This window comes from Methylocaldum sp. 14B (genome assembly GCF_002005105.1).
Classification (GTDB): domain Bacteria; phylum Pseudomonadota; class Gammaproteobacteria; order Methylococcales; family Methylococcaceae; genus Methylocaldum.
Genome location: NZ_MSCV01000033.1, coordinates 63,588 through 75,371, shown reverse-complemented (window position 1 = coordinate 75,371; position 11,784 = coordinate 63,588). Strand labels below are relative to the sequence as shown.

The following is an 11,784-nucleotide window of genomic DNA, read 5'->3' as shown; positions in this document are numbered from 1 at the left end:
GCGACAAACTCCAGCGGGCGCTGGCGTTGGCCCAGCGGTTCGAGACGGCGACCGAGCCCGCGTTCCTCGACACGCTCGGCTGGATTTACCGGCAGTTGGGCGAGTTGACGACGGCGCGGCCGCTGTTGGAAAAGGCCGTGGCGCAGGCGCCCGAGGTACCCATTTTCCAGTATCACCTCGGCATGGTGTACCTCCAGGCGGGCGATAAGGCCCAGGCCAAGGAGCGCCTGGAAAAGGCCGTGGTCAAGGACAGCGATTACCTGGGCCTCGAGGAAGCGAAACAGGCCCTTGCCGGCGTTTCCGAATGACAAGCTTCATGCAGCGCGGTTATGCCGCCATCCAATCCCGAAACACGGCAGAAGCCGCCGCGTGGTTCGAAAAGGCGGTGGCGGAAAATCCGAAAGACGCGCAGGCCAAGGCTTGCTTGGGACAAGCCTTATGCTGGCTGGGCAGACGCGATCAAGGCATCGTCCATTTGCGCCAGTCCGGTCAGTTATTGCTGAAAAAAGCGCGCAAGAGCCGGGATATCGGTTTGCTGCTCGGGCTTACCGAGCAGCTGCAATTCTGGCATGATTATCGGGGATCGCTGGAATTGGCGAAACAGGCGGTGCAGATCGATAGTTCGCAGGTTCGCGGTTTTCAACTGCTGACGCTTGCCCACTCGAGGTTGAATCAGAACAAATCGGCATTGGCGGCTTGCCGGCAGGCGGTCAAACGGGCGCCGCATAGCGCTATGCTGCAAATTTTATTGGCGAGCCTGGAAACGGCCGACGGGAGTTGCGACGAAGCAAAACAAAGGCTCGAAAACGTTTTGAAAGGTTTTCCGACGCCTGAAGAAAGATTCCGGGCGCATAAGGAATTGGCGCGGATACACGACAAGCTCAAGGCATACGACCAGGTGTTCGGCCATTTGCACGCTGCCGCGGATGCGTCCGCCTTGCTGCCGGAAGTCAGAAAGCAGGATGCCGCTCTAGTTCCGAATTTGATCAGAACCAACACCGCCGGTTTTACTCGGGAACTGCTGGCTCGCTGGTCGGAAACCGCGCTTCCGCAGGATCATCGAGCGCCCCCGGTGTTCCTCGTGGGGTTCATGCGCTCGGGGACTACGCTCACTCAGGAAGTTCTGGATGCCCACCCGGATGTTTTCGTTGCCGACGAAGCGGACTTGATTTTCGCCTTGGGGAAGGAACTGGACCGCATGTCCGGGTCGACCGGGAAGACGCCCGAACAGCTTGGGAAGCTCGATCTGGCCGGCGTGACGCATTTGCGCCGGTTCTACTGGAACCGGGCGCGGGAACGGTTCGGAGACAAGATCGACACACGGATTTTCGTGGACAAGACTACGATGAACACCATCGACCTGGGGCTCATCAATTGCATTTTTCCGGAGGCCAAGCTTGTTTTCGTCATGCGCGATCCGCGCGATGTGTGCTTGAGCTGTTTCATGCAGACCATGATTCCGAACCCCTCTACCGTCCAACTGCTGAGCTGGAAGGGAACGGCGGCCTTTTACGCGCAGGTCATGGAGTGGTGGATGTGCATGAAAACGCGGATGACGCTGGATTTTCTCGAGTTCCGATACGAGGATGCCGTATCCGGATTCGAGACGACCTTCCGCGAAGTGTTCGCCTTTCTCGGGCTTTCCTGGGATCCGGCGGTTGCCGATTTTCACAAGCGGGCGGCGGGAAAATACATCAATAGCCCCAGTTTCAACCAGGTGGCGCAGCCGCTTTACGCCTCGTCGGTCGGGCGCTGGCGATATTACGAACCGGAGTTTGCGCCGGTGTCCGAGATCCTCATGCCGTTCGTCGCCGGCTTTGGATACGATCCCTGAGGATTTGAGACATATTCGTTTAGAGCATTTTCCGGCTAGGCTAGCGCCCCCAAGGCGCAGTAGGTCGGCAATCCTTTGCCGACACGACGAGACATCTTTGTCGGCAAAGGATTGCCGACCCACGATTATAGTGTTGGCGTGGAAGCTGGCTTCAGCCGACGATAACTCCAAATCGCTTTCAATCCGGTATTCATTTTTGCCGGGCGGGTGAGGCCGCGAGACCGTAACCCACCGAGCGGCCTTGAATCGGTGGGTTACGCTCCGCTAACCCACCCTACGATTCATGTTCACTCGAATGTCGAATGGAATAAGTAGGTCGGAAATCCGTTTCCGACGGAATCAGGCCATCGCTTTCCGTTTTCTCATGCTCGAAAACGTCAAAAGGCCCGTGATAAAGAACCAAACGGCCGCAGGAAGGGGAACCGGCGAAGCCTGCAGATTGCCGTTGATCCACACGTCGGCGTGAAGACCTTCCGAGGCATTCGGGCCTAGGCTGAAAAGCAACGGCCCCGATGAGCCTGACGTTGCCGCATTATCCAGACCGAATACCGAGGCATTGACGAACCCGAAGCCCAAACTGGGAGAAACATTGGTGAAGCCCGGAAGGGAACTGTCGGAACTGCTGGTCCTGAAGTAGTCGAGAAAAATATCGGTGTCCGCAGACTGCCCGCTGGCGGTAGCAGTCAATTCGAAATCCAGAGCAAGTTCGATGGCATAGCTGTCGCTGCCGAGGTTGTTGAAATCCAGGCGGAACCACCCCAGGTGGGAAGAGGCTACCGTACCATCGGTTACATTGCCGCCTACTGCGAATGTCCGACTGAAACTGGTTTCGACGCTAACCGGGCCCACGGTTGGATTGTCGGCTGTGATTGCACCGTCACCGGCGGTCGCCACATAGGAATCGGGAGCGCCTGCCTGCTCGAAATAACCGAGAATCTGGAGTCCCGACAAGTCACCCGGATTGCTGAGGTTGGTGATGTTAGTGATGGTATAGGTCAGTGTCGCGTCGCTGCTGAACGCACTGGCCGCCAGTGTCGTTTGGGCGCTCGACAAACCCATTACCACCAAGGTGGCTAGTACTTTGTAGTTTTTAGTAAGCGGTTTCATGCATATCTCCTAAAAATAGAGGCCGGTGCGAATGAAAGCCGGGCACTCATTGATTGCCCGGCTTTCGATCCGCGGCAGCCGGATCCATTTCGGCCTGACTACGGTTCCAAATAATTTTCGAACGGCAGAATCGGATCGGTCGCGCCGTTCGCCCCAACCGCCGGAATCGTCAAGGTGTCCTCTGTAGCCAAATTTGGATCCAGCGGATTGCCCGCAGTCACGGATTGGCTATCTCCGCTGTGCCCATGGGGTACGACGATCTCCGGATGATCGAACGGCGCCTTTTCGTAACGTACCCGGTCGTCGGTGAAGGTTTTCAAGAAGGCGAGCAGATGCGAGCGTTTAATGGGATTCTCGGCCAACGTGACACTGTCCATTAACGAATGCTTATCGGGATTGTTGACATTGCCGAACCGGGAGTAGAACTCGAGGACTTCTTCCAGGGTGGCCATGCTGCCGTTATGCATGTAGGGCCCCGTCAGTTCGATATTCCTTAGCCCTGGTATTTTGAAAACCGCTTTCTTGGCCACGGCCAACTTGCCCGGTGCCGAAACGAGAGCGGCATTTGCGGCCGCAATGGTGGGACTGTATTTGCGTAGGGAATTCAGGCAGTTTTGATCGCGCAGCACACCCTCACGGCTGCCGTCGATTTCTATGCCGTCGGGTATGGTGAATACTGTGGAAATCACGCTATTGGTGTTTAACGCAAGAGGCGTCAGAAAATCGCAACTGCGGACGTTGTCGACGCCCGGATCGACTATCCCTGAATCATTGCCGAGCAAATATTGAACGTACTGATCGGAGAACGACAAGGGATTACCGAAATCGTCGACGCCTCCTACCCCCGGATCGGCATCCGGATCGCCGACGCCGGTATTTGCGAAACCCATATCCATCAACCGCTGGCCGCCTGAAGCGACATCTCGGATAACGACATTAACATCGCGGTTGATGCCGGCAGCCGCGGCTCCGTTCGAGGGGCCAAGAGCATTGGGACCGTACTCGATCAAGCTATGATCCGGACCGAAATACATACCCGGCGTGGGCGTCACCAAAGTGCTGTTCGTGACCATGGCGGCGGTGGTCATGGTCGGGCCGGCATGACACAGGTTGCAGTGATTGTCCACGAAGGTCTGGAATCCATCCGTCAACACGTCGATTTCTTCCTGAGTCTTGCCCATGCCCTGCCAGGTTGGCCTGTGCGTCTGCGGATCGCGAGGCGACAAGTCGATGGGGGCTTGATCGGATACCAGCGTGGACTGATAAAGCTGAAGCGCTATGCCGAAAAACATGGAAAAGTTGGCTTCCATCTGGTTGTAAGGCGTTTGCCCGGAAGGCGCGCCGAACGGACCAAGGCCGCCGTAAGACCAGTACTTCGGATTGAATGCCTGAGTGATCATGTTCTTGTAGGTCGTGCTCAGTCCGGGTTTCAGAGTCCCCGGCGAACTCAGGCTGAATGGTCCCAGTACACTGTCTTCATGATGGACCTTCTGATACTGCAAGGGCTGGCGCAGCAGCAGCTTTCTGCCAATGGCCGGCCACGTGCGCTGCCTGCAACTCATTTCCGAATCGCTCAACGGAGGCCCCATGGCCTGAGAGGCGAGCGAAGAGTTTTCCAGATGCAAGCGCTGCTTGACCACGCTTCGGGCGTTGATTTTTACCCAGACCCCGGCATCGGGATCGCGGTCGCCCCAGGGACTGCTGCCGTTGAAGATGTTGTTGGCTCGGCCGTCCCAGAAATTGCGGTGGTTGAACACGGCGTTGATGACGGTGGGCGTGTTCCTGGGCTCGACCCGTCTCGTGCCGACATGATTGACGTGAAACACGGGATCGGCGCTGCGGGCACATTGATCGCTCGTGCCGGTGAATTTCGAAGCGCCGATAAAGTCACCGCTGAACGTGCCGGCTGAAGAAACGACGTCGTCGGTCGCGAAAGCGACTCCGCTTTCTTGATGCAAGGGATCGTTGAACCGGAAAGTCGGAAAGTCGTTGCGGGTCAATGTGTGGTTGGCGCCCCCGGAGCCCGACGGCAGTGCCTCGAAAGTTTGGCCGGTCGGACTGCTGCTCTTTTCCCCCGGATTCAGCTGATTCTTGACGCGCCGATCCGCCCCGGCATGGTAATGGCAGGAGGCACAGGCCATGCCGTCGCTGCCGACGTTCATGTCCCAAAACAGAGCCTTGCCCAGGGCGATGGCCATGTTCTTGTTGACGACGATGGGATCGGAGCCGTCCAAGAGACCCGGAACCGGCGGAATGGGCACCTTTTGCAAGGGCATGGGCTCTGGGCCGTGGGCGAACGCCGACTGCGCGATCAGCAGGCAAACCCCCAAAAGGACGTAGTTGATAGACCGCATGTTTTTACCTCGAAGTTGGCGGCCTTAGAACCTCTCCCCCGAGGTTCCGCCGCGGGAAACGCTTATCCATGTTCGTAAAAAGCGGGGCAGGGACCAATGTCCTTACCCCAATACCGTTTGTCTAAGATTTTTCCGTTCGGGTTGAGCGCAGCCCTTTGGAGCGTAGCGGAGAAGGGCGAAGTCGAAGCTCCGGAGAGGCCGTTCATCCTTCGACTTCGTCCCGCGCACCATATAAGCGATGGCGCGGAACTACGCTCAGGGTGAACGGTGTCTTCTGTCTGAACGAACGGCATTGCCTCTGCCCCGCTCGAACACCATTACCGGCAAAATCAAGCGACCGCCAGGCCCGCTTTCCGTCTGCCGAGCGACACCAAACCCATCAAACCGGTGCCGAAAAGCCAGACCGCGGCGGGAATGGGGACGGCACTGACAGGAGCGCTCAGCGTAATGTTGTCGATTCTTAAATCAAACCTTTTGCCGTCCTCCGGCACAATCGGGTAGCCCTTATAGTGGATCCAGAAGGCATCGATGTTTTCGAACGCCTCATCGAGGGTCAGTGTGCCGTTGAAGCCGTTGGCCACCGTCTGATAAGCGACCACGGTTGGGTAGTTGGTGCCGTCGCCAGCGGCGAGGTCCGGGTTCAGGGCCATATTGAACCCCAGGATTTCCCAGACATCGTTGGGGCCGGTCCCCGGATTGGCGTTCTTGATCGGCGCCTGAAACTCCATGGACGTGAGGCTGAACGCGGAGCTGTCCTGGGCTCGTACGTAGATGCCGGGGGAGTCGGGATGGTACTGGAGCAAGGTGCTGAAGTCCCCATCATACCGGTGCAGGTGGGCGTTCGGGTCGGGGTTGCTAACAGTGCCGATCGCAAACCCATCCTCGAAATAACACCCGGCCGAACCGGCGCCGGCACAAGTGCCGCCCGGCTCAGGCGCCAGATTAGCTTTGCCGTAGTAGGCCGCGAACGTCATGGCTTCGAAATCGATCGTGACGGGGTCTACGATGGCGGCCCCAGCGGTGCCGGTGGTTAAGGTCAGCGCGGAAAATATCATTCCGGCGATTGTCTTCGATTTGTTCATCTAAAAATCTCCATAGCGTATGAATCCGGTATCCCCATTCGTCCAGGACAGATATGGCCCGGCGAAATAAAGAATTCCGCGACAAAGGACCGGGCGTGCGATGCCGACGACCGGCCGGTGAAACGCTGACCCAGCCGGTTCCCGGCTAAATCAGGAGGGTGCGGCCGCTGCGTTACTATCCTGCGACAAGGACCATTCCCCCGCGGCAGTAACGAGCAAAATACATACCACGCCCAATTCGTCTGAAGGCCGTTACTGCCGTTCCGGGCAAAACCCGCTCACCCGCTTTAAACCACACCTGCGCGATGGATATTCCATAAGATCGGACTTGGGGGAAGCGTTCGAGTCGAGTGTGGGATTTGAAGCCTCTATCTGGGTCATATGCCTCATGGCCGAGGAGCGGCGGTCCGCTTCCGGGGCGGGCCGAGGACGAGCCCTGAGGTCGCGATGCAGGCTCTAGCGTACGTCCGGCGGCGGAGGCAAGTACGTGGCGCTGTCGGCGCCGCGATCTCGTAACCGATGGCACAGCCTGTGCTACCTAGGGCGGTGGTTAACAGCCTGTCACCTCGGATTTACATGCAGAACAATGAAAACATTTCTTCTATCGGCTCTTCTGCTGCTCGGCTGCAGCGCTTCGGTTTATGCCGTTCAAGAGGGATCGTCGGTACCCGGGTGCCCCGCGGCATTACCCGGCAATAACGAAAAACTGGACTTCGGGGCTTATAAAGGCAAAGTCGTGCTTGTCGACTTTTGGGCCACTTGGTGCCCGCCGTGCAAGAAATCCATGCCTTTTATTAACGGATTGCGCAACGAACGTCTGAAGGACGGATTCGAAGTCGTTGCCATCAACGTGGACGAAAACACCGAGGACGCTCTGCGATACCTCGAAGCCCACCCGGTGGATTACGTCACGGCGTTCGATGCCTCGGGCGAGTGTCCGCGCGTTTTCGAGGTGAAGGCCATGCCGTCGTCTTATCTTGTCGACAAACAGGGCAAGGTGCGCGCGATTCATCTCGGCTACCGCGACGAGGATCAGGACGCTATCCGCAAACAAGTAGACGCGCTCTTGGGGGAATGAGATGACATTCTTCCGAAAGCTTCGACTGGCGCGTTTGCGGCAGCCGATTCTGCTCTGCGCCCTCGTGATTTGCCAGGGCTGCACCAGCGTCGCGCCGTGGGAAAGGGGCACTCTGGCCAAGCCGGAGATGTCCATTACGCCCGATCCCAGCCTGACCGGCTTGCGCGACCACATTTTCTCCAGCAAGGAAGGCTCGCAAGGTGGACATGGCGGCACCGGGGGCGGCTGTGGCTGCAACTGATCCGCATTCATCGCCTCTCTGCCGATTTGCTCGCCGCGCCGCGTCGGCGGGTCAATGCTTCAGCGGAGAATGGGCTTTTCCACTCCGCCTTTCGCGTCGGCTTGGTTCAGGCGGCGTCCGGAAGGGATTCCCGACCTACTCACAGTACGTCCGCTGGCGACTCGATGTAGGTCGGCAATCCTTTGCCGACTTCTCGGCATGGGTTCCCAAACAGGAGTTTGGGAACCAGCGTAAGGGATTCCCGGCCTACGGCCCGGCGGCTCGACATAGTTCGGCAATCCCTTGCCGACGGCTCGCTTGGCGCGGTCGGTGTCGGGAAGGGATTCCCGACCTACGGCCCGGCGGCTCGACATGGTTCGGCAATCCCTTGCCGACGGCTCGCTTGGCGCGGTCGGCGTCGGGAAGGGGTTCCCGACCTACGGCCCGGCGGCTCGACGTAGGTCGGCAATCCCTTACCGACGACGATGTTAGCGCCGTCCTCGCGAAGAAGGGGGCGTGAGAAATGCCGGTCAAATCGGAAAAGCCCAAGGCGCTTCTCGCCTTGACGACCGCCGCCCTCGCCCTGCCGGGCATGGATGTCTCGGCCGCGGTTCCGGTCGCGCAAGCGCAAGGTAATGTCCACTTCGGTTATTACGAGGAAAGCGATGACCGAATGCAGGTCGAGGTTTCCCACGGCGATTTCATTGTTCCGGTTTCCGACCGGCTCGAATTCACCTTCAGCATCGACCGCGATACCTACAGCGGCGCCACGCCGGCGTTCAGCATCCCGGCGACCATGGCGGATCAGCCCAAGTACAAGCAAAACACTGACGGAACGCCGGCCAGCGATCCGACACCGGCCGATGTCGTTTCGGCGGCTTCCGGGGGCGTCACTGCCGGTGGGTTGACTGTTCTCGGCGGGCTCAATGCGTACAAAGCATTCTGGGACAGCAAGGATGCGTCTGAGGCGGACGCCAGCGCGGCGTTAGCACAGTGGAAAGCCGCCAATCCCGAACCTCCGTCTCCGCCGTCAACGCCGACGATCGACAATGTGACGATCGATTTCGAGAACATGACATTCGCGGCCTACTACGGCAAAGCCAACGCAGCGCCTGAGCCGGGCGGCAGCTGCGCCGGCATCGGTTCGGACGGCTGTTATTTCGAGGATGGGTTTGCGATCGGCACCGTGAACGACCCCACAGCCCCGAACGCCCACCTGCATCGGCTGGACGGAGACTTCAGCACCTTGCTCCAGTACCATCCCGATTCCGCCGGCATCTACGTGCGCGCCTTGGACGGTTCGGCCTTCAGCCTCGACTCTATGGAGTTTTACGCGCGGATCAAGTCAGGGAATCCGGGGACCGGCCCCAACGATGTCTGGGAAATCCTGGGGTTCAATACGGCCCTGAACCCGGACCTCGCCGCCGGCGACGGCACTAACTACGACGCGACCCGAGTGGCTTATCAGATCGTGGCCAACGGCTTCCAGGGCGCATTGACCCTGAACGAGGCGTTCGAAAACATCAACGCGTTCTGGATCCATTACAAGGGCTATCCGCAGACTCCCACGGACGGCAAGCGGTTCGATGTGCAACTCGATAACATCAATCTCTCTGGCGTTACCCTACCTAGCGAAAGAACCGAGGAACAGAAAGCATGGGACCAGAAGCTCGCAGCGGAGATCCAGAGACTCACCAAACTTGCCGTTATCTCACGATATCGCGCGGTTCTCGACAGCCTAGTGCCCAAAGGCACGAAACCGGTCCAGCGGTTCCAGACGCAACCGCGCGAAACGCGCACCATGCCGGTATTCGGCGCCAAATACTATTTCGACGAGGCCACGCTTGCCCTCTCCGGCGGCTATTCTCTCGAGCCGGATTTCAAATCGAGTTTCGGCTCGATCAATCTGAGCCACGAATTCAACCAGAAACATACTACGGTATCGGCGGGATACAGTCTGACCAGCAATGACATCAGCCGAGGCACCGTCCACTCAACTGACAGCGAACACTCGCATGACAACGATGATTCGCCCAATTACCCGGAGCTGCGCGAAGAGAGCGTTTTCCACGGCTTCAGTACCAGCATCGCGCAGGTGTTGGGCAAGAACACATTGTTTCAGGGCACGGCCAGCTACACCAACCAGAGCGGTTATCTCACCAACCCATATAAGTACGTTTACGTGCGCGGGGAAATTACGCCCGAGGAGTACTATGAGATTTCGCAGGCGAAAGCGGGCACAATCGACTGGAAATCCGTGACCAATCTCGAAGTCGTGGGGATCGAGCTGTTTCGGGAAAGACGGCCCGACGAGCGCAACCAGTGGGCCTTCTCCGGTCGATTGAACCGGCATATACCGGCGCTGGATGCGTCCCTGCATTTCGATTACCGGTACTACTTCGACGATTGGGGCATCGATTCTCACACCTTCGAGCTGAAGTGGTATCAGCCACTGCCCTTCGGCATCATGGCTGCGCCGAGCATCCGCTATTATTCGCAGTCGCAAGCCGACTTCTTCGCTCCATATTTCCTTGCGCCCAGAGCCGACGGCTATTATTCGAGCGATTTTCGCCTGTCCGGCTTCGGCGCCCTGAGCGGCGGCATCACGTTCAGCAAGCAGTTCACCAAGGGCATTCGGCTGGAAGCGGGCTTCGAATATTACAGCCATGCCGGCGATCTGAAGCTGGGCGGGGGCGGCGCGGGCGATTATGCCGATTTCAACTATTTCCTGGCTCACGCCGGGCTTAACGTCAATCTGTCGGCGCCCGGCTCATTCTCGGGCGGCCACCACGAACACGGCTCGCACCATTACGGGCATAACATGCCCGCCGGCATTATGTTCGGCCATATGATGGACCAGGCCGACAGCTTGATGGCGGGGTATCGCTACATGTACAGCAATCAGGCGGGGGATATGCTGCACGGTACCAACAGGGTCGGCAGTCAAACGCTGATCGGCAGCGCCTGCGGCAACTCGGGATGTCTCTCCCGGCCGAAAGACATGACCATGCACATGCACATGCTGGACATCATGTATGCGCCGACCGACTGGCTGAACCTGATGCTGATGCCCCAGCTCGTCGACATGGAGATGGAGTCGAAGCCGTTGCCGGGGGCTCCGGAAGACGACGAGCACGGCGGCGGGCACAGCAGCGACGGATTCGGCGATACCTTGATGGTGGCATTGATCAAGCTGTTCGACGTGTCCGGGCACCGCCTCAATCTGGGACTGGGGGTCAGCGCGCCCACGGGCGATGTCGACATGACCGTGGATGGCGGGGCTACGGAGGACGGTGAATTACAGGATTACAGTATGCAACTCGGCAGCGGCACCTGGGATTTCAAACCCAGCCTGACCTATACCGGACAGGCGGACAAGTGGTTCTGGGGCGCGCAGGTGAGCGGCACCAAGCGGCTCGAAGGCAGAAACAAGTCGGGTTATGCCCTGGGCGACGTATTTCAGACCACCGCCTGGGGCGGCTACAGCCTGACGAACTGGCTGTCGGCTTCGGTGCGCGGCGTTTACACCGTTCAAGGTTCTATCCGTGGCGAATTCAACCGCGAGCATTCGACCACCGCGCCGGTGGACTTCCCGTCCAACTACGGCGGACGCTATTGGGATGTGGGGCTGGGTCTCAATCTTTCAGTACCCAGCGGCGATTTCGCCGGCCACAATCTCAGCGTCGAGTGGTTGCAACCGGTGTCGGACGATGTCAACGGTTATCAGCTGGCGCGCACCGGGACCTTGGCCGTTACTTGGAATTATGCGTTTTGATGGGCCGGGTTGGTTTCGGGATTGAATGGTGTGTATGGAAAGTTGTCGGCAAGGACTGGCCGATAGCTCGAGCGTTTTACTAGCCGGATTCCTGATGTCATTTGACAGTAGAGTTTCAAAGAGATTTTTGGCCTATCGCATAGCGCTGAAAATGGATGCCTCCCCTTTGTATCCTTAGGGCAAATGCCCCAGTTCCTACGGCCTTTGCCTTAACTCCAGACTTGCGGCTATTGCAGAAATCCTCTCCATACGAGGCAAATAACCGCTACCACTGGAATAGTGCGCCGGCGACGAAATCTGGCGCAAACGTTGCTCAATACGCAACGCCATTACA

Annotated in this window: 8 protein-coding genes; 5 read left to right on the top strand and 3 right to left on the bottom strand. The window is 58.5% G+C overall.

Annotation, left to right across the window (positions count from 1 at the left end):
- Nucleotides 1-308 (top strand): tetratricopeptide repeat protein (locus tag B2A78_RS20395; protein ID WP_143735249.1); only part of this gene is annotated, 308 nt, incomplete at its 5' end.
- On the top strand, nt 305-1,834 hold the full coding sequence (locus tag B2A78_RS20390) for a sulfotransferase (RefSeq protein ID WP_240502614.1): 1,530 nt from the start codon (nt 305-307) through the stop codon (nt 1,832-1,834). The genes B2A78_RS20395 and B2A78_RS20390, both read left to right, overlap by 4 nt.
- A gap of 339 nt (nt 1,835-2,173) precedes the next feature.
- Here the strand turns inward: B2A78_RS20390 and B2A78_RS20385 are convergent, their stop codons facing one another.
- The 3 genes from B2A78_RS20385 to B2A78_RS26410 all read right to left on the bottom strand — a co-directional run bounded on the left by B2A78_RS20385 (nt 2,174) and on the right by B2A78_RS26410 (nt 6,377).
- Nucleotides 2,174-2,941 carry a VPLPA-CTERM sorting domain-containing protein gene (locus B2A78_RS20385; protein WP_077731890.1) on the bottom strand — a complete coding sequence of 256 codons (768 nt, stop codon included), beginning with the start codon at nt 2,939-2,941 and terminating at the stop codon, nt 2,174-2,176.
- A 98-nt stretch (nt 2,942-3,039) separates the two neighbouring features.
- Nucleotides 3,040-5,295: a cytochrome c peroxidase gene (locus B2A78_RS26945; protein WP_077731889.1), complete on the bottom strand. Its 2,256-nt coding sequence runs from the start codon at nt 5,293-5,295 to the stop codon at nt 3,040-3,042.
- Between the two features lie 329 nt (nt 5,296-5,624).
- A complete protein-coding gene (locus tag B2A78_RS26410; protein ID WP_077731888.1) occupies nt 5,625-6,377 on the bottom strand; it encodes a VPLPA-CTERM sorting domain-containing protein in 753 nt (250 codons plus the stop codon).
- A 586-nt stretch (nt 6,378-6,963) separates the two neighbouring features.
- On the opposite strand from B2A78_RS26410, the gene B2A78_RS20370 reads away from it, so the two are divergent.
- The 3 genes from B2A78_RS20370 (at nt 6,964) to B2A78_RS20360 (ending at nt 11,450) form a co-directional block, all read left to right on the top strand.
- Entirely contained in the window at nt 6,964-7,455 is a 492-nt protein-coding gene (locus B2A78_RS20370) for a TlpA disulfide reductase family protein (protein ID WP_077731887.1), read from the top strand.
- Nucleotide 7,456: 1 nt separating this feature from the next.
- The gene (locus tag B2A78_RS20365; RefSeq protein WP_077731886.1) at nt 7,457-7,696 is read left to right on the top strand and encodes a DUF4266 domain-containing protein; all 240 of its coding nucleotides are present in this window, start codon (nt 7,457-7,459) and stop codon (nt 7,694-7,696) included.
- A gap of 502 nt (nt 7,697-8,198) precedes the next feature.
- Nucleotides 8,199-11,450 (top strand): DUF3570 domain-containing protein, encoded by a 3,252-nt coding sequence (locus B2A78_RS20360; RefSeq protein WP_077731885.1) that lies wholly within the window; start codon nt 8,199-8,201, stop codon nt 11,448-11,450.
- Nucleotides 11,451-11,784: the final 334 nt, after the last annotated feature.